Annotated in this window: 15 protein-coding genes and 1 pseudogene; 13 read left to right on the top strand and 3 right to left on the bottom strand. The window is 74.7% G+C overall.

Annotated features, from left to right (window positions below):
• The 3 genes and pseudogenes from TR50_RS48220 to TR50_RS27345 form a co-directional block, all read left to right on the top strand.
• A pseudogene (locus tag TR50_RS48220) lies at window positions 1-687 on the top strand (glycosyltransferase family 2 protein); the annotation flags it as partial.
• 84 nt (window positions 688-771) lie between these two features.
• A complete protein-coding gene (locus TR50_RS48215) occupies window positions 772-1344 on the top strand; it encodes a TIGR04282 family arsenosugar biosynthesis glycosyltransferase (RefSeq protein WP_236654612.1) in 573 nt (190 codons plus the stop codon).
• The gene (locus TR50_RS27345; protein ID WP_152648673.1) at window positions 1341-2030 is read left to right on the top strand and encodes a class I SAM-dependent methyltransferase; all 690 of its coding nucleotides are present in this window, start codon (window positions 1341-1343) and stop codon (window positions 2028-2030) included. The genes TR50_RS48215 and TR50_RS27345 overlap by 4 nt, the downstream gene beginning before the upstream one ends.
• Window positions 2031-2393: 363 nt before the next feature.
• On the opposite strand, the gene TR50_RS27340 is transcribed toward TR50_RS27345, so the two are convergent.
• A complete protein-coding gene (locus TR50_RS27340) occupies window positions 2394-2969 on the bottom strand; it encodes a flavodoxin family protein (RefSeq protein ID WP_042427699.1) in 576 nt (191 codons plus the stop codon).
• Window positions 2970-3055: 86 nt separating this feature from the next.
• Here TR50_RS27340 and TR50_RS27335 point away from each other — a divergent pair, with 86 nt between their 5' ends.
• The gene (locus tag TR50_RS27335; protein ID WP_042427583.1) at window positions 3056-3475 is read left to right on the top strand and encodes a winged helix-turn-helix transcriptional regulator; all 420 of its coding nucleotides are present in this window, start codon (window positions 3056-3058) and stop codon (window positions 3473-3475) included.
• A 90-nt stretch (window positions 3476-3565) separates the two neighbouring features.
• Window positions 3566-5008 carry a glycosyltransferase 87 family protein gene (locus TR50_RS27330; RefSeq protein ID WP_052441370.1) on the top strand — a complete coding sequence of 481 codons (1443 nt, stop codon included), beginning with the start codon at window positions 3566-3568 and terminating at the stop codon, window positions 5006-5008.
• Here the strand turns inward: TR50_RS27330 and TR50_RS27325 are convergent.
• Window positions 4905-5396, bottom strand: a complete 492-nt coding sequence (locus TR50_RS27325) for a cysteine dioxygenase (RefSeq protein WP_042427693.1) — start codon at window positions 5394-5396, stop codon at window positions 4905-4907. The two genes, TR50_RS27330 and TR50_RS27325, sit on opposite strands and share 104 nt — an antisense overlap.
• A gap of 616 nt (window positions 5397-6012) precedes the next feature.
• On the opposite strand from TR50_RS27325, the gene TR50_RS27320 reads away from it, so the two are divergent.
• The 3 genes from TR50_RS27320 (at window position 6013) to TR50_RS47075 (ending at window position 12208) form a co-directional block, all read left to right on the top strand.
• Window positions 6013-6285, top strand: a complete 273-nt coding sequence (locus tag TR50_RS27320) for a WhiB family transcriptional regulator (protein WP_042372301.1) — start codon at window positions 6013-6015, stop codon at window positions 6283-6285.
• Between the two features lie 288 nt (window positions 6286-6573).
• Window positions 6574-10578: a glycosyltransferase gene (locus tag TR50_RS27315; protein ID WP_042427581.1), complete on the top strand. Its 4005-nt coding sequence runs from the start codon at window positions 6574-6576 to the stop codon at window positions 10576-10578.
• A 22-nt stretch (window positions 10579-10600) separates the two neighbouring features.
• Window positions 10601-12208: a DUF5719 family protein gene (locus TR50_RS47075; protein WP_052441368.1), complete on the top strand. Its 1608-nt coding sequence runs from the start codon at window positions 10601-10603 to the stop codon at window positions 12206-12208.
• An 87-nt stretch (window positions 12209-12295) separates the two neighbouring features.
• Here TR50_RS47075 and TR50_RS27305 read toward each other — a convergent pair whose 3' ends face one another.
• The gene (locus tag TR50_RS27305) at window positions 12296-12691 is read right to left on the bottom strand and encodes a metallopeptidase family protein (RefSeq protein WP_042387839.1); all 396 of its coding nucleotides are present in this window, start codon (window positions 12689-12691) and stop codon (window positions 12296-12298) included.
• 182 nt (window positions 12692-12873) lie between these two features.
• Between TR50_RS27305 and TR50_RS27300 the strand changes: the two genes are divergently transcribed.
• The 5 genes from TR50_RS27300 to manA all read left to right on the top strand — a co-directional run bounded on the left by TR50_RS27300 (window position 12874) and on the right by manA (window position 18222).
• Window positions 12874-13329: a DUF3499 domain-containing protein gene (locus TR50_RS27300; RefSeq protein WP_084701065.1), complete on the top strand. Its 456-nt coding sequence runs from the start codon at window positions 12874-12876 to the stop codon at window positions 13327-13329.
• Window positions 13330-13494: 165 nt separating this feature from the next.
• Window positions 13495-14880, top strand: coding sequence for a phosphomannomutase/phosphoglucomutase (locus TR50_RS27295; RefSeq protein WP_042427577.1), 1386 nt, complete (start codon window positions 13495-13497; stop codon window positions 14878-14880).
• A gap of 708 nt (window positions 14881-15588) precedes the next feature.
• Entirely contained in the window at window positions 15589-15765 is a 177-nt protein-coding gene (locus TR50_RS44670) for a Trm112 family protein (protein ID WP_084701051.1), read from the top strand.
• A complete protein-coding gene (locus tag TR50_RS27290; protein WP_042427573.1) occupies window positions 15762-16991 on the top strand; it encodes an SIS domain-containing protein in 1230 nt (409 codons plus the stop codon). Before TR50_RS44670 ends, TR50_RS27290 begins: the two co-directional genes overlap by 4 nt.
• A gap of 7 nt (window positions 16992-16998) precedes the next feature.
• Window positions 16999-18222 (top strand): mannose-6-phosphate isomerase, class I, encoded by a 1224-nt coding sequence (manA, locus tag TR50_RS27285; RefSeq protein WP_042427571.1) that lies wholly within the window; start codon window positions 16999-17001, stop codon window positions 18220-18222.
• Window positions 18223-18322 lie beyond the last annotated feature (100 nt).

Raw genomic sequence — 18322 nt, 5'->3', positions numbered from 1 at the left:
GTGACCGTCGATCTCGTGCTGCCCTGCCTGGACGAGGCCGAGGCCCTGCCGTGGGTGCTCGGCCGGGTGCCGCGCGGCGTGCGGCCGATCGTCGTGGACAACGGCTCGAAGGACGGCTCGGCCGAACTGGCCGCCTCGCTGGGGGCGACGGTCGTCCGCGAGCCGAGGCGCGGCTTCGGCGCCGCCTGCCACGCCGGGCTGCTGGCGGCCCGCGCCCCCTACGTCGCCTTCTGCGACTGCGACGCCTCGCTCGACCCGGCCGAGCTGCCCCGGCTGCTCGCGCCGCTGGCGACAGGGCACGCGGAACTGGTGCTCGGTCGCCGCGTCCCGGCCGGGCGCGGGGCCTGGCCGGCGCACGCACGGCTGGCCAACGCCGAACTGGCGCGCCGACTGCGCGCGCGGACGGGCGCGCCGCTGCACGACCTCGGCCCGATGCGGATCGCCGCCCGCGACCGGCTGCTGGCGCTGGGCCTCGGCGACCGGCGCTCGGGCTATCCGCTGGAGATGGTCCTCGCCGCCTCGGCCGCCGGGATGCGACTCGCGGAGGTGCCCGTCGCCTACCGGCCGCGCGCCGGCCGCTCCAAGGTGACCGGCACGCTGCGCGGCACCCGTCAGGCCGTGCGCGACATGAGCGCGATCCTGGCCGCGCCCGCGCCGGTGCTGCTGTTGCTGGCGAAGTCGCCCGTGCCGGGCCGGGTCAAGACCCGGCTGACGTCGGAGATCAGCTCCGAGCAGGCCGCGGCGGTGGCGGAGGCGGCGCTCGTGGACACGATGCTGACGCTCGAACAGGTCCCCGCCTCGCGACGGGTGCTGGTCCTGGACGGACTGCCGGGACGTTGGTTGCGTCCGGGATGGGACGTGGTCCCGCAGGTCGAGGGCGGCCTCGACCGCCGCCTGGCCGCGGCGTTCGCGGCGGCGGCCGGGCCGGCGCCCGCGCTGCTGGTCGGCATGGACACCCCGCAGCTGGCGGCCCGTACCCTCGCCGAACCGCTGGCGCCCGCGGGGCGGAGCGGTGTCGACGCCTGGTTCGGTCCGGCGGCGGACGGCGGCTTCTGGGCCTTCGGTCTGGCCCGTCCCGAGCCGCGGCTGGCCGAGCGCCTGCTCCACGACCTGCCGATGTCCACGTCGACGACGGGCGCGGGCCTGCGGGCCCGGCTCGCGGCGGAGGGCCTGCGCGTGCGGGAGCTCCCGGAGCTGACGGACGTCGACACACCGGCGACGGCGGACGACGTCGCCGCGCTGGCGCCCGGGTCCGGGTTCGCCGCGCGGTGGCGGGAAGCGCGCCGGGAGGCGCGCACGGAAGCGCGTCGGCAGGCGCGCTCGGAAAGCGCGCTGGTCGGGTGAGCGCCTATCTCTCCACGCCGGTGCTCGGCTGGGGTCGCACGGACGACCCCTTCGCGACCGCGATGCGCACCGGTCGCGGCCCGCTCTGGCTCCGCACCGAGGACGGCCGCCACCGCATCCCCCTCCATGTCGAACGCTGGTGCGCGGAGCCCGACAGCGCAGACTCGACGCTGGTCAACAGGGCGCTGTGGCGGGGTCTCCCCACCCTCGACATCGGCTGCGGCCCGGGGCGCCTGGTCACCGCACTGCAACGGCACGGCCTGCCCGCTCTGGGCGTCGACGTGACCCCGGCGGCGGTCACCCGGACGATCGGCCTCGGCGGCAGCGCCCTGTGCCGGTCGGTCTTCGACCGCCTGCCGGGGGAGGGGCGCTGGGCCACCGGCTTGCTGGCCGACGGCAATCTCGGGATCGGGGGAGATCCGTCCGCGCTGCTGTGCCGGGTCGCGCAGCTGCTGGCCCCGGGTGGCAGGTTGCTCGTCGAGGTGGAACCGGCCGAGGTCGACGAACGGCTGACCGTCCGTCTGGAGGACGGCGCGGGCCGCCTCGGACCGACCTTCCCCTGGGCCCGCCTGGGGAAGTCTGCGACGATCCGGATCGCGGAGACCGCGGGATTCACCGCCGCAGGCGGCTGGCACTCGGACGGCCGCGACTTCCTGGAGCTGGTGCTGCCGCACGCCCGGAACTGATACCGGCCGGGTCGGCCCGGAGGGCCGTCCCGTCGAGCCCTGGGCCCGGCCGGCCAAGGTGGGCCGAGCTGGGCTCTGTGCCGGCTCGGCCGACGTGGGTGGCTCGGCCGTCCCGGGTGGGCCGGCCCGGGGTGGGCTGGGCTCGGTGCGGAGCCGGCTCGCCCTGCGTGGCCTGGTCGGTTCGGGTGGGCGGTGTCGCGGGTCCCGGACCGGGTCCGCGAGGGTCATGCCGACCGCAGTCCCGCTTCCGGCCCGAGGACGCCGTGCGCCGACGTGAGCCTTCGGCCGAAGCCGCCCCCGGCCCGGCCGAAGACTCACAGGGGCGGCTCACAGGGCGGTTCCTCGCGCCCCGCGGATGCGGACTCAGGCCGCGGGCGCGAAGCGCTTCGCGGTCTCGGCGATCCGGCGGCCGAGGTGCTCGGCCGTCGCGAGGTCCGCCTTGTGGACCGCGTCCGGGCCCTCGTCGACGTTGGACTGGGCGGCCGCGCCGAGGAAGAAGCCGAGGCGGTTGAGGTCGTGCTCGGAGGCCTCGCTGGAGTTCCAGCCCGGGTGGAGGCCGAGGTTGACCCAGTGCATGCCGTGCTGCGCGGCCAGGACCGTGAAGAACTGCAGGGTGTTCAGCTTGTCGCCGCTCTTGGAACCGGAGTTGGTGAACCCGGCGGCGAGCTTGTCCTTCCACTGCGAGCCGAACCAGCGCTTGGAGGACGCCTCGGCGAAGGCGTGGAACGCGGCGGACGCGGTGCCCATGTAGGTCGGCGAGCCGAAGACGATCGCGTCGGAGGCGTCCAGCAGGGACCACTGCTCCTCGGTGATCGCGTCGACGGGGATCAGGTGCACCGTCGCGCCGGCCTCGGCGGCCCCGTCGCGGACGGCCTCGGCGAGGACGGCGGTGTGGCCGTAGCCGGAGTGGAAGGCAATGGAGATCACGGGGTTCGTCATGCCGTTGAGCATGGCACTAACTCAGAGGAAGTGCAAACAAAAAGTTAGTGCTTCCGAATGGTTAGCCCAACGGTTACTCTGGCGGCATGGCTGACGCGCAGACCCCCGCCCCCGCCCTCGCCCCCGTCGAGGACGACTTCGACGTGTTCGCGCGAAACTGCCCCTCACGCCCGGCGCTGGAGCACATCACCGGACGCTGGGGCGTCCTCGTGCTGGCCGCCCTGCGCGAGCTGGGCGTGGCCCGCTTCGGCGAGGTCCGGCGCAAGGTCGACGGGATCAGCGAGAAGATGCTGTCCCAGACGCTGCACACGCTGGAGCGCGACGGGTTCGCCGACCGGCGAGTCGTCGCCGCCATGCCGCCGCACGTCGAGTACCGCCTCACCCCGCTCGGCCAGGAGACCGCCGCCAAGCTGTTCGACCTGATCGAGCACCTGCACCACGCGATGCCCGCGATCCTCGCGGCCCAGGACCGGTACGACGCGGCCCACGCCGACCAGCGCGGGTAGCGCGGGTAGCGCGGTCCGCAGGTCTTACGGAACGCGGACGTCGGGCCGTCCGCTCTCCCTCGGCGGCTGACGCGATGCCACGGTGGTCCCGTGGCCGCCAAGCTCCGCACCCTCGCCTGCTCCGCCGTCCTGCTCGCGCTCGTCCTCGCGCTGGCGCGGACCTTCACCGGCGGCGGCACCCTCGGCCGTCGCGGCCCGCTGCACGGGTGGTACCTGGCGGACGGCCTGCTCTTCGCCTCGGCGCTGCTGCTCGCGCTGCTCGGACGCGGCCTGCCCGAGCGCGCCGCCCGCGCCCTGGTGCTGCTCGGCGGCGCGGCCGTCGCCGTGACGGGGCTGCTCGCCGCGCCGCGCACCAGCGACGACGTCTACCGCTACGTCTGGGACGGCCAGGTGCAGGCGGCCGGCATCTCGCCCTACGCCTACACGCCCGTCGACCCGGCGCTGGCCGGCCTGCGGGCCCAGGCGCCCGCGCTCTTCCCGCCACATGCCGCGAACACCGTGTGCCGCGGATGGGACCTGCACCAGGCGGCGCAGATCTGCACGCACATCAACCGTCCGACCGTGCACACGATCTACCCGCCCCTCGCCGAGGTCTGGTTCCTGCTGCTGCACCTGCTCGGCGGGACCGTCCGCGTCGCCCAGCTGCTCGGCGCGCTGCTGGCGATCGGCGTCACCGTGGTGCTGCTGCGGATGCTGCGCGCCCGGCGGGCGCCCGCGGCCTGGGCGGGGCTGTGGGCATGGTGTCCCGGTGTCGCGATCTGGTCGGTCAACGACGCGCACGTGGACACCCTCGGGGTGCTGCTCGCGCTGCTCGGTCTCGCCGCGGCCGCCTCCGGTCGACGGCCGGGGCTCGCGGGAGCGCTGCTGGGGGCGGCGACGGCGGTGAAGCTGATCCCGGCCGTGGTGGTCCCGGGCGCGCTGGCCCGACGCGGCGGACGACTGCGGCTCACGGCCGCCGCCGTCGGGACCTTCGCGGTCGCCTACCTGCCGTACGTCCTCGCCTCGGGCCTCGGCGTCATCGGTTTCCTGCCCGGCTACCTCCAGCAGGAGGGGTACGACCAGGGCCAGCGGTTCGGGTTGCTGGCGCTGCTGCCGGTGCCGCAGGCCCGGCTCGGGCTGCTGGCGGCCGCCGTGCTGGCGGGCGTCGCCCTCGCCGTCGCGCTGCGCGGCGATCGGGAGCGGCCCTGGCGCGGCGCGCTGACGGTGACGGGGACCGCGCTGCTGCTGGCGACGCCCAGCTACCCCTGGTACAGCCTGCTGCTGATCGCGCTCGCCGCGCTGGAGGGCCGGTGGGAGTGGCTCGGCGTGCCGGTCGCGGGTCTGCTCGACTACGTCTACGGCGGGGACGTGCAGCAGCCGGCCTATCTCGCGGCGCTCGGGCTGGTGGTCGTCGGATCCGCCTGGCGATCGCGGGCCGACGCGTTCGGGCTCAGGCGAGCAGAGCGCCCTGACCCTCGGCCGTCGCCCGGCGCAGCACGTGCCCCGGGTACGGCGTCATCTGCGTCAGCCCCGGGAAGTACACGTGCAGGCTGACGGCGGGCTCCAGGGTGTCGTTGACGACCTCGTGGACGTAGTCGGGGGCGATGACGCGCTGCGCGCCCGCGCCGAGCGCGCGCGGACCGCGACCGGCGCCGAGTTCGGTGAGCTCGCCCTGGAGCACGGTCATCACGGCGGAGGAGCGGCCGTGGTCGTGGGCGCCGCTGCCCTGGCCCGGTAGCCAGCTGAGCAGCCACACCTCGTAACCGGGACCGGTCTCCAGCCGGGCGTACCAGCGCGTCAGCGCGTCGTAGCGGACCAGCGGCTCCCAGCGGTCGCGGTCCGCGGCGACGCGGCGGGCGAGCGCGGCGAAGTCGCCGACGGTGGTCGGGTGGGCGAGCGGCTCGGGCGCGAGATGCGGCCAGGCGAGCGGGTCGCCGGCGATGCTGACGTCGCTGAGGCCGTCGCGGAAGGCGGAGGGGCCGGAGGAGAGACCGGAGGCGGTTGCGGCGGAGCGCGAGGAGGTCACGGCTGTGTCGTCCTAGAGGTGTCGCCCTCGAGGACACGTCCGTGCCCGGGGCTGTCGGCTGGGGGAGGAATGAGGCCCTAGCGACAGCGACAACACAGCGCACTCGCGGCACGACGAAGCGAGCCGTGGAGACGGCTGCTCGACGAGGCGCGGTGCGTAGACATGCCGCAAGCAGACCTTGTCAAGACCGCCTTTGTCAACTTGCGCTCCGTTCCGACGGGGGCGTGTGGGGCTACATCACCTGATCGGTGGATAAACCACCTTCTGGGTTTGGAGGTGCGGATGAGCGGGAACGCCGCCTGCAACGCATCCCGACGAGCTTTCGCTCAGCGGTAGCCGCAGCTCCGGTTTGTCCGGATTTGCACACTTATGGTGACCGTGTGGTTCCGGGGAGTGAATCCGGGACCCAATACCAGACCGCGGCTTGACGGCGGCGAAAGAACGCACATGTAATTTCACCCGTGTCCAAAGCCGCATCAGGTCACGGACGCATCACGGGGATGCACGAGCACGAGGGGTAGGAGGCGCGCGCATGAGCGAGCTCTTTGATCTGTTGGTCGTCGGCGACGAGGCAGAAGTCGAGGAGGAGCTCGGCTGGCAGGAGCGCGCGCTGTGCGCCCAGACCGACCCGGAGTCCTTCTTCCCGGAGAAGGGCGGCTCGACCCGTGAGGCCAAGAAGGTCTGCCTCGCCTGCGAGGTCCGCAACGAGTGCCTCGAGTACGCCTTGGCCAACGACGAGCGCTTCGGCATCTGGGGCGGCCTCTCGGAGCGTGAGCGCCGCCGCCTGAAGAAGGCCGTGATCTGACCGCCCGTCAACAGGCCACGTCCGATTCCTCCGCATATCGCATACTTGCTCGAAGGGTGACGGGCCTGCGGACGCGGCGGAACCGGTCGGACGTCAACGCAACCGGACACCCTTCGTAGAGCTGGACGCCGACGCGCAGGTGAGAGGTTCCCCCGGAAGGCGGGCGGACCCGAATCGCCCGACGGCCCTCACCGCGCTTCACGACAACCCGTTAGTGTGGTCCGCCAGCGGTGCGCCTGACGCGCGCACGCGTCGTAGCGATCAGCGAACCGGGGTCCGTCACAAGCGATGTCTGCCTACACCCATCAGCTCCCAGGGCACCCGGGCGCAGGGCGCCCGCCGGCTTATCCCCGGCACCTGGTCACCGCCGTCGTCGTGGCCCATGACGGGGCCCGCTGGCTGCCGCAGACCCTGCGCGGCCTCCTCGAGCAGGACCGGCCCGTGCAGCGCGTCGTGGCCGCCGACACCGGTTCCACCGACGCCACCCCGCGCCTGCTCGCCGACGCGCTCGGCCAGGACGCCGTGCTCCAGTACGGGCGGCGCACCGGATTCGGCACGGCTGTCAACGAGAGCGTGCGCGGCCTCACGCCGCTTTACGCCGAGAACCTGCCCTACGCCATCCCGAACGGCTACGACCCGCTCGACCCGGAGCACGGCGGCCACGACCAGTTCGGCGACCCGCTCGGCCACCACGACGAGCTCGCCGCCGAGCAGCTGCGCGGCGCGCGCAACACCGAGCCCGTCGAGTGGCTCTGGCTGCTCCACGACGACTGCGAGCCCGCGCCGGACGCCCTGCGCAAGCTGCTCCAGGTCGCCGAGACCACCCCGACCGCCGCCGTCATCGGCCCCAAGATCCGCTCCTGGTACGACCGGCGCCAGCTGCTCGAGGTCGGCGTCAGCATCGCCCGCTCGGGCCGCCGTTGGACCGGCCTCGACCGCCGCGAGCAGGACCAGGGCCAGCGCGACCAGGTCCGCCCGGTCCTCTCCGTCTCCAGCGCGGGCATGCTGATCCGCCGTGACGTCTTCGACCAGCTCGGCGGCTTCGACAAGCAACTGCCGCTGATGCGCGACGACGTCGACCTGTGCTGGCGCGTCGCCGCCGCGGGCCACCGCACCGTCGTCGCGCCCGACGCCGTCGTCCGCCACGCGGAGGCCGCCAGCCGCGAGCGCCGCCCCATCGACTGCGCCCGGCCCGACCGCCCGCACCGCATCGACAAGGCCGGCGGCATCTACACGCTGCTCGCCAACTCCCGCGCCGCGCTGCTGCCCTACCTGCTGCTGCGGATCCACGTCAGCACCGTGCTGCGCGCCCTCGGCTACCTCCTCGCCAAGACCCCCCACCTCGCGCTCGACGAGATCGGCGGCCTCGGCCACGTCATGCTGCGCTTCGGCTCGCTGCTCGCGGGCCGCGCCCGACGCGGGCGCAGCCGCACCGGCGACGCGCTCGACGACCGCACCCTCTTCCCGGCGCTCGGCGCCACCACCCGGGCCGCCGCCGAGAACCTGATCGCGGAACTCGGCGGCGGGCGCGCGGGCGAGGCCTTCTCGTCGCGGCACGGCGCCGTCGAGTCCGGTCCCGTCGACGACGACAACGACATCCTCGAGATCGAGCAGTTCGCGACGCTCAAGCGGATCGCCCGCAAGCCCGCGCCCGTACTTTTCGCGGGCCTGCTGGTGCTGACCCTGATCGCCTGCCGCTCGCTGCTCACCGGCGGCTCGGTCTACGGCGGCGCGCTGCTGCCGACCCCGGGCGGCGCCACCGACCTGTGGCAGCAGTACGCCAGCGGCTGGCAGGCCGTCGGCGTCGGATCCGCCGGCAGCGCCCCGCCCTACCTCGGCGTGCTGGCCGCGCTCTCCAGCCTCTCCTTCGGCAACCCCGGACTCGCGGTCTCGCTGCTGTTGCTGCTGACCGTGCCGCTGTCCGGCGTCGCCGCCTACCTGGTCTCCCGGCCGCTCATCGACTCCCGACTGGTCCGCGCCTGGGCCAGCGCCACCTACGCGCTGCTGCCCGCCGCGACCGGCGCCATCGCGCAGGGACGCATCGGCACCGCCGTCCTCGCCATCCTGCTGCCGCTGCTGGCCCGCGCCGCCGCCGTCGCCTTCGGCCTCGGCATCCGCCGCGAGACCGCCGCCCGAGGCGGCCGCCCCGGCTGGCGCAGCGCCTGGGTCGCCGCGTTCACCCTCACGCTGTCCACCGCGTTCGTGCCGTTCGCCTGGCTGCTGGGCCTGCTGCTGGCCGCCGTCGCGCTGCTCGGCGCGTTCCTGCGCGGCGGAGCGTTCGGCCAAGGGGTCAGCGCGCTGCGCGGGCTGGCCCCGCGCGTGGCGGCCATGCTCGGCACGCCGCTGCTGGTCCTCGCGCCGTGGTCGCTCGGCCTGCTGACGCACCCGGGCCGCTTCCTGCTGGAGGCCGGCATCCCCGGCCTCGTCGGCTCGCCGGCCACGCCGGTGGACCTGCTCACCCTCGACCCCGGCGGCAAGGGCACCGTCCCCGGCCTGCTCGTCGTCGGCATTCCGCTGGCCGCGCTCGCCGCGCTGCTGCGCGCCGACCGCCGCCGCGCCGTCGTCGCCGCCTGGGGCGCGGCCGGCATCGGTCTCGTCGGCACGGTCGTCGTCGCCGGCACCACCGTCGTGCCCGGCGCGGGCCAGACGCCCGTGCCGGTCTGGGGCGGTCCCACCACCCTCGTCGCCGGTGTCGCGCTGCTGGCCGCCGCCGCGATCGGTGCGGACCACGCGCGTGAGCGCGTCGCCGCCATCAACTTCGGCTGGCGTCAGCCCGTCGCCGCCCTCGTCCTGTTCGCCGCCGCCCTGGCGCCGATCGCGGCTGCGGGCTGGTGGCTGATCCGCGGCGCGGCCGGCCCGATCCAGCGCGGGGACGGCACGCTCGTCCCCGCCTTCATCGCCCAGCAGTCCCAGAGCGGCGACCAGATCCGCACGCTGGTGCTGCGCACCGGCGACCAGGGCCAGGTCGTCTCCTACGCCCTGGTGCGCGGCTCCGGGCCGACCGTCGGCGGCGGCGAGGGCGCGGCGGCGGACACCTCCTCGCCGCAGCTCGCCCAGCTGGTCGGCGACCTGACCGCCGGCTCCGGCGGCGACCAGGCGACCCAGCTGGCGGACTTCGGCATCCAGTACGTCGAGGTCCTCGCGCCCGTGGACGACACCCTCGCCGCGACGCTCAACTCCACCGCGGGGCTCGCCCGCCTGAACCAGCAGCAGGCCGACAGCCTCTGGCGGCTCCAGGCGAGCACCGGCCGGGTCCTCATCCGCACCGCGGGCAGCCCCGACGTCACCGTCCCCTCCGGGCCGGTCGACGCCAGCGCCACCATCCCGGCGGGCTCCGACGGGCGCGTGCTGCGCCTCGCCGACACCGCCGACTCCGGCTGGACCGCCACCCTCGACGGCCAGGCCCTCACGCCGAAGACCGTCGACGGCTGGGCGCAGGGCTTCGCGCTGCCCGCCTCCGGCGGAAAGCTGGAGGTGAGCTACCACGAGAGCATCGTCCACACCGGCTGGATCGGCGTGCAGTGCGTGCTCGCCGCCGCGCTGGTCGTCCTCGCCCTGCCGGGACGCCGCCGTACCGTCGACGACGACCAGCCGGAGGAGGGCGAGCTCGCCGCGGCCGCGGCTGCGGCCGCCGTCGAGCAGCCGCTGATCCCCGGCTCCCGCCGGGCCCGCCGCATGGCGGCAGCCGGCGCCGACGGCGCGCAGGCAGCCGAGGAGGAGGCCGCCCAGCAGGGCGTGTACGCCGCCGGGGAGTCGACGTCCGCGCCGTCGGGCGCCCCCGCGGCGGCTCCCGCGGCGGACGGCAACGGGCAGCCCCAGGGCGCGCCCGATCCCTCGTACGCCGCTACCGGAAGCGACCCGAACGGGTACGGCGCCGGTTACAGCACCTACACGCCCGACGGGTACGCCGACTTCTCCGGCGGATACGGGCAGGAGGCCGCCGGCTACGGGCCCGAGTACGGGCCGGAGTACGGCGCCGATCCGGGCGCCCACCAGGGCGTACCGCAGGGCGCGCAGCACGACGCCCAGCAGGGCGGGCCGTACGGGTACGAGGGTTACGACGGCTACGCGGGCCAGCCCGGCTACGCGGATCCGTCGTACGGCGGCCAGCCGCAGCCCCCCTACGGCGATCCGGCCCACCAGGCCTACCCGCAGCAGGGCTACCAGCCGCAGCACGAGGAGCCGGGCATGCCCGGTCAGGGTTACGGCTGGCACGACGCGAACGCCGGGCAGGGCCAGTACGGCTCGCTGGGCGCCGACGACCCGTGGCTGACCAGCCGCGACGAGCAGTGACGAGCAGGGAGCTGACCACCAGATGATCAACCGGACCACCCAGTCCCTGCTGGGCGCGCTCGGGGTCCTCGCGCTCGCCCTCGGCGTCGCCGAAGCGCAGCCGCCCAAGGGCCAGGCCGCCGCGACGGGCGACAGCGTCCGCACCGCCGTGCAGCAGACCAGCCTGCTCTGCCCGCCTCCGTTGCAGGGCTCCTCCGCCACGACCCAGTACAGCCTCGCCGTCCCGGCCGGCAGCGCCGGGTCCTCGGGCACTGCCGGGTCCTCGGCGGCCGGCGGCGGTTCGGCGGCCGGCGGTTCGGGGGCGACGCTCACGCCGCTGACGACGCCGATCAACGGCTCGGCGACGGCCGGCTCCGGCAGCTCCGCCTCGCCGTCCTCGTCGGCCTCCGCCGGCGCGTCGGCCTCCGCCTCGGCGAAGGCCGCTCCCTCGGCGTCCGGCCAGCCGTCGGCCTCCGCCGGGGCGACCGCCTCGGCCTCGCCGATCGCGCAGCAGACCCAGGCGGGTGGCACCACCACCGCCAAGGCCGCCTCCGGCAGCAACGCCCCCGGCATGGCCGCGACCGCCTCGGGCGCCCTCGCGCCCGGCTTCACGGTCCAGCAGACCACCACGGGCGGGGGCACCCTGTCCGGCACCAGCTGCACCCCGTCCGGCACCGACTTCTGGTTCGCCGGCGCCGACACGAACAAGGGCACCACCGCGTACCTGGAGCTGTCGAACGGTCAGGACGCCAACGCGGACGCCGACATCCAGATCTTCGGCGCGGACGGCGAGGTCGACGCCACCTCGGCGGCCAGCATCAACATCCCCGCCCACGGCACCAGCCAGCTGCTGCTCTCCTCGCTGGTGCAGCCGGGCAACGACGGCCAGAACCTGGCCGTCCACGTGCTCGTCCGCAGCGGCCAGCTCGCCGCCGCGCTGCACGAGAGCCAGGACGGCAACGGCGCGGACTGGATCCCGCCGACGACGCTCGCCTCCAGCGCGCTGATCCCGGGCCTGCCCGGCGATGTCAGCAAGTTCGGCCTCACCGTCGCCGTCCCCGGCGACGTCGACGCCGACCTCAAGATCCAGCTCGCCTCGCAGAGCGGCTGGATCACTCCGGCCGGCCACGAGACCATCCACGTCAAGGCCGGCATGGTGAACTACGTCGACCTCGGCGACGTGACCCGGGGCGAGCCCGCGACGCTCCGGCTCACCCCCACCGACCCGAAGGCGCCCACGCCCTTCGTCGCGTCGGTCTTCGCCTCCGGCCACGGCGACATCGCCTACCTCGCGGGCAGCGCCCCCGTCACGCGTCGCGGCACCGTCGCCGGGAACCAGTCCGGCGCGTCCCTGCTGCTGACCGCCCCGTCGGGCGCGGCCACCGTCACCGTGAGCTCTCTCGGCAGCGGCGGGACCCCGACGGACAAGACCGTCCAGATCCCGGCCGGCTCGACCGTCGCCGTCCAGCCGCAGGCGCCCTCGGGGGCGTCGACCTTCGCCGTCACCATCACCCCGACCTCGGGCGGGCCCGTCTACGCCGCCCGCGAGATCGGCGGCCACAGCGGTCTGACGATCCAGCAGATCCCGGACGACGGCTCCACGGTCCTGATCCCCACGGTGATCCAGAACCCGGCCATCCTGGTGCAGTAGGGCAGCGGTCTAGTAGGGCGGCGTGAAGCAGGGCAGCGTGCAGGGGGCTGGCCGCCCGGCGCGCCGGGCCCCCGGGGCCCGGCGCGGTCAGTCCTCGCCGTAGCGGGGATCGACCGCCTCCGGCTCGACGCCGAGCAGCTCGGCGACCTGCTCCACCATCACGTCGTGCACCAGCGCGGCCCGCTCCTCGCGGCCCTTGGCGCGGATCTCCACCGGGCGGCGGTAGACCACGATGCGGGCGGGGCGGCCCTTCGCCGCCTCCACCAGGCGGCCCAGCGGGACCTCGTCCGGGCGGACGTCCTCGATGTCGGGCTCGGGCTCGCCCGGCAGCGGGGCCGGCACGTCCTGGACGGCGAACTCGACCTCTTCCAGCTGCGGCCAGCGCCGCTCCAGCCGCTCCACCGACTCCCGCACGTACTCGTCGAACAGCTCCGAGCGGCTGAGCGCGATCGGGACCTGGCGCGGAGCCAGCGGCCCGCGCATGCCCCGGCCGTGGCGGTCCCGACGTCGCCGCGGTCCGGCGGCGGCCCCGGGTGCCCCGGGAGTCGCTCCGGAGGCGGACGTGGATACGGGTGGTCTCTCCATCACGACTAAGCGTATCCGCTGCCACCGACAGTAACCCTCGCCCGCCCCGAAACTCCGCTCCGACCGGGGGGAACAGGCCCCTGCGGGACGACACGGGACCGGATCCGGGGCAGAGTCTTCGCGGCCCGGTCAGGAGTGCGGTACCGTCCAACGTCGTGAGCCCTGTCCGTCGTTGTTCGCGCACCGCCTGCGGCCGTCCCGCGGTGGCGACCTTGACGTACGTCTACGCGGACTCCACCGCCGTGCTCGGCCCCCTCGCGACCTACGCCGAGCCGCACTGCTACGACCTGTGCGCCGAGCACTCCGAGCGGCTGACCGCCCCGCGCGGCTGGGAGGTCGTCCGGCTCCACGTGGAGACCGGCCCGATCCGGCCCTCCGGCGACGACCTGGAGGCGCTCGCCAACGCCGTCCGCGAGGTCGCCCGCCCGCCGGCGCGCCGCCAGGACGGCGGCTCCGAGGCCGACCCGACCGAAGTCGGCCGCCGTGGCCACCTGCGGGTGCTGCGTACTCCCGACGAGTTCTCACCCGAGGCCTGAAACCACCCCCTTCCAAGGGCCACGCGACGCCGCGAGCCCCTCTCTGACCAGCACTTACGCCCTTGTGTCACTCGGCGTTGACCTCATGCTCACGCGCAGCCGGTATCGTGCACAGCGCAAGGCAGGAGAAGTGTGACCAGGACCACAGAATGGCGGAGAGCCGTAGTGCGTGACCTCAAGCAGATCGTGAAGGCGTACGACGTCCGCGGAGTCGTTCCGGACCAGTGGGACGCCGACCTCTCACGGGCCTTCGGAGCCGCCTTCGTGCAGGTCACCGGCGCGGAGGCGATCGTCGTCGGACACGACATGCGCCCCTCCTCCCCGGCTCTCGCCCGCGCCTTCGCCGAGGGCGCGGCCTCGCGCGGCGTCGACGTCGTCGAGATCGGCCTCTGCTCCACGGACCAGCTGTACTTCGCCAGCGGCAAGCTCGACCTGCCCGGCGCCATGTTCACCGCCAGCCACAACCCCGCCCAGTACAACGGCATCAAGATGTGCCGCAAGGGCGCCGCGCCGGTCGGCGAGGCCACCGGCCTGGTGGAGATCCGCGAGCTGGTCCAGTCCTGGGTGAACGAGGACGACAGCGTCACCGTCCCCGCGACGGACGCCACCCCCGGCACGATCACCCAGCAGGACGAGCTCCAGGCCTACGCCGACCACCTGCGCGGCCTGGTCGACCTGACCTCGATCCGCCCGCTCAAGGTCGCCGTCGACGCCGGCAACGGCATGGGCGGGCACACCGTCCCGACGGTGCTCGGCGGTCTGCCGCTCGAGGTCGTGCCGATGTACTTCGAGCTCGACGGCACCTTCCCGAACCACGAGGCCAACCCGCTGGACCCGAAGAACCTGGTCGACCTCCAGGCCAAGGTCCGCGAGATCGGCGCCGACCTCGGCCTCGCCTTCGACGGCGACGCCGACCGCTGCTTCGTCGTCGACGAGAACGGCGACCCGGTCAACCCGAGCGCGATCACCGCGCTGGTCGCGGTCCGCGAGCTGGCCAAGGCGCAGGCCGCGGGCGAGACCGAGCCGGTCATCATCCACAACCTGATCACCTCCTGGGCCGTCCCGGAGATCGTCGCCGAGCACGGCGGCCGCGTGGTGCGCACCCGGGTGGGCCACTCCTTCATCAAGGAGGAGATGGCGAAGTCCGGCGCGATCTTCGGCGGCGAGCACTCCGCGCACTACTACTTCCGCGACTTCTGGCGCGCCGACACCGGCATGCTGGCCGCACTGCACGTGCTGGCCGCGCTCGGCGAGCAGCCGAAGCCGCTGTCGGAGCTGGTCTCCGCGTTCAACCGGTACGTCCAGTCCGGCGAGATCAACAGCACCGTCGCCGACCAGGCGGAGCGCGTGGCCGCGGTGCGCGCGGCCTTCGCGGACGAGCCGGGCGTCACCTTCGACGAGCTGGACGGCCTCACGGTCGCCGGCTCGGACTGGTGGTTCAACCTGCGCGCCTCCAACACCGAGCCGCTGCTGCGCCTGAACGTCGAGGCCCGCGACGAGTCCAAGATGGCCGCCCTGCGCGACCAGGTCCTCGCCGTCGTGCGCGCGTAGCGCCCAGCCCTCGGGGCCCTCACCCCTTGGCGGACCCGCCGGTCGGACGGCTCGAAGGAGCCCGACGACCGGCTCCGCCACGGCACCTTCCGGCCTTCGGCCCGGATCGGGCCTGACCTGCGTGGACAGAAGCGCGGGCACGCGAGCCCTCCCGCTCGTTCGGGCGGCCGGCTCCGCCACGCGGCGACTCTCCGCCGTGGGCCGGGAGCCGCCCTGACCCGTGCGGACCGGGGGCTCGTGGGGCAACGCGCGTCCTCCCGCCTGCGTCGGGTGCCGGGTTCGGCGACGCGGGTTCGGCCTCACCAGCCCCGGGGCCGGGTCTGTCTGCCCCGACCCGGGCGGACGGAGGGCCGTGGGCGGCCGAGCCCTTCCGCCCGTTCGAGCGGGGGTCCCGCCACGCGGGCGTGACTCGGCGGCCCTCGGCCGGGTTCCTTCTCGACCTGTGCCGTCAAAGGACCGATGAGGTGCACCGGACTCCGTGGCTCGCGCGCGGCTCCGGCACGTGGGTCTGGCTTCCCCGGCCCAGGGCCGGGGAAGCCGCCCCGACCCGCGTGGACGGGCCGCCGTCGCTCCCTGCCGACACAGGGCCCGTGGGGCGCGGCGGCGTTCCGCGCGAAGATGGTCGCCCGCGCGGTTCCTCGCGCCCCTGGTGGTGCAAGTAACCTGCATGCACACTGATTCGTCCCCGACTTCCGGAGCGCCAGCGACATGAGCATCGAACCCGCACTGCTGGAGATCTTCGCCTGCCCGGCGTGCCACGCGCCGCTGCGCGAGGACGAGGAGGCGTCGGAGCTGGTCTGCACCGGAAGCGACTGCGGGCTCGCCTACCCGGTGCGGGACGGGATCCCCGTCCTGCTCGTGGACGAGGCGCGTCGCCCGGCATGATCGACGAGCGGCTGCTCGACGACACCGACGCCCTCGCGCGCGCAGACGCGCGCGGCGCGCTGCTCGCGCTGGCCTCGGCGGGGGCGCGCATGCGCACCGCGCTGCGGGCCGCCGACGAGGCGGGCCTGGGCGCGCTGCGCCCGCAGGGACGGCCGCGTGCCGTGCTGGTCGCGGGGCACGGCAGTGCCGCCACCGCGGGGGACGTGCTCGCCGCGCTCTGCGGAGGCGTCTGCCAGGTCGCGGTGCTCCGCCCCGGGCCCGGCGAGGACGCCGGACCGGAGTGGACGCTGCCGGGCTGGGCCTCGCCGTCGGACCTGCTGATCGCCGTCGCGACGGACGGCGAGGTCCCGGGGCTGGTCAAACTGGTCGAGCGCGCCTACGCGCGCGGCTGTTCGCTGGTGGTGATCGCGCCGACCGGCTCCCGCCTCGGCCAGGCCGCACTTCAGGTGCGGGCCCTGCCGCTGCCCTACCTGCCCGGCGTCGAGCCGGACGAGCGCCGGCCGCTCTACGAGGACGCGGACCTGCCGCGTGAGGACCCGTCGGACTTCTGGGGCGTGCTGACCCCGCTGCTGGCCCTCGCGCTGCGCGTCGGCCTGCTGCCCGGCGAGCAGAAGGCGCTGCACGCCGCCGCCGACCGCCTCGACGAGGCGGCCGTGCGCTGCCGCCCCTCCTCCGCCGCGTACGACAACCCGGCCAAGACCCTCGCCGTGCAGCTCGACGCCACCCTGCCGCTGCTGTGGAGCCTCGGCCCCTGCGGCACCGCGGTCGCGGGCCGGTTCACCGCCATGCTCGCCGACCACGCCGGGCGGGCCGCGCTCTGCGGCGTCCTGCCGGAGGCCATGGCCGCCCAGCGCGGCCTGTTCAGCGGCGGGCTCGGGGCGGGCTCGGCCGACCCCGACGACTTCTTCCGGGACCGGCTCGAGGACGAGGGCGCGCTGCGACTCCAGGTCGTGCTGCTGCGCCACCGTCCCGGCGTGTCGGACGACCCGGAGGCCGAAGGCACCCCCGACGTCACCGGCGAGCCACCGGCCGATCACCTCCCGGACAGCGATTCACCGGGAACACGCCGTACCGTGACCCGGGCCCGCCGCCTCGCGGCGGACCACCAGGTCGCCCTCCGCGAGCTCGGCTCCTCCCGGACCGACCCGGTCGAGGCCCTGGCCGAACTCGTGGCACTGACCGACTTCGCGGCCGTCTATCTCGGGCTCGCCGCTGAGAGGACCTAGAGAGCGCATGGATCGTCTGGACAACACCGTCCGCCCGTATGCCTGGGGTTCGCGGACGGCGATCCCCGCGTTGCTGGGCGTGGAGCCCGGCGACGAACCGCAGGCGGAGCTCTGGATGGGTGCGCATCCGGGCGCGCCGTCGGGCGTCGACCGCGGTGAGGGCGCGCGTTCGCTGGACCAGCTGATCGCGGCGGACCCGGTGGGCGAGCTGGGCGCGCGGGTCGTCGAGCGGTTCGGGCCGGCGCTGCCGTTCCTGTTCAAGGTCCTGGCGGCGGGCGAGCCGCTGTCGGTGCAGGTGCACCCGGACCTGGCGCAGGCGCGCGCGGGGTTCGCGGCCGAGGAGGCGGCGGGGGTGCCGCTCACCGCGCGCGAGCGGAACTACAAGGACGCGAACCACAAGCCCGAGATGCTGTGCGCGCTGGACGAGTTCACCGGCGTGTGCGGGTTCCGCGCCCCCGCCGGGACGGTGGCGCTGCTGGAACGCCTCGGCGTCCCAGGCCTCTCCCCGGTGCTGGACGTGCTGCGTGCCAAGCCGGAGGCGGAGGCCCTGCGGGAGGCGCTCACCTGGGTGCTCACCCTCGACTCCGACACCGTCGTCCCGCTCGTCGCCGCCACCCGCGACGCGCTGCTGCGTCGGGCCGAGGAGTCGTCGGAGCCGGACGAGGTCGTGATGCTGCGCGACTACGCCGCGCTGGCCGACCACTATCCGGCCGACCCCGGGCTGCTGTCCGCGCTGCTGCTCAACCACGTGGTGCTGCGGCCGGGCGAGGCCGTGTACCTGGGAGCGGGCGTGCCGCACGCCTACTTCCGCGGGCTGGGTGTGGAGCTCATGGCCAACTCCGACAACGTGCTGCGGGCGGGGCTGACGCCGAAGCACATCGACGTGCCGGAGCTGCTGCGGGTGGTGGAGTTCGAGGCCACGGACCCGGGCGTGATCCGGCCGCGGTCCGTGGTGGAGCACCCGGGGGAGGAGCTCTACCCCGCGCCGATCGACGAGTTCCGCCTCTCCCGCTACCGGCTCGGCGCCGAAGGCGGCAGGCCGCTGCCGACCGACACCCCGCAGATCGTGCTGTGCACCGAGGGCCGTGTCTCGTTGACGGACGCGAGCGGCGATCAGCTGACGCTGGCCCCCGGCCAGTCCTGCTTCGTCGCCGCCGGCAGCCCCGCCGTCACCGCCTCCAGCGAGGACGGCGCCCCGGCGAACCTCTTCCGGGCGACCGTCTCGCTCTGACACACGCATCTGACGCGGCCAGCGGACCCGGACACCTGACGCGGCCACCTGAACGCGGCCACCGGATGTGACGAACGCCTGAGCGGCGGGGCCCTTGGGC

Origin of the sequence: Streptacidiphilus anmyonensis, from assembly GCF_000787855.1 — a bacterium.
Taxonomy (GTDB): domain Bacteria; phylum Actinomycetota; class Actinomycetes; order Streptomycetales; family Streptomycetaceae; genus Streptacidiphilus; species Streptacidiphilus anmyonensis.
Note: the sequence above shows the minus strand (reverse complement) of the source record. Positions and strands in the feature narration are given on the sequence as shown.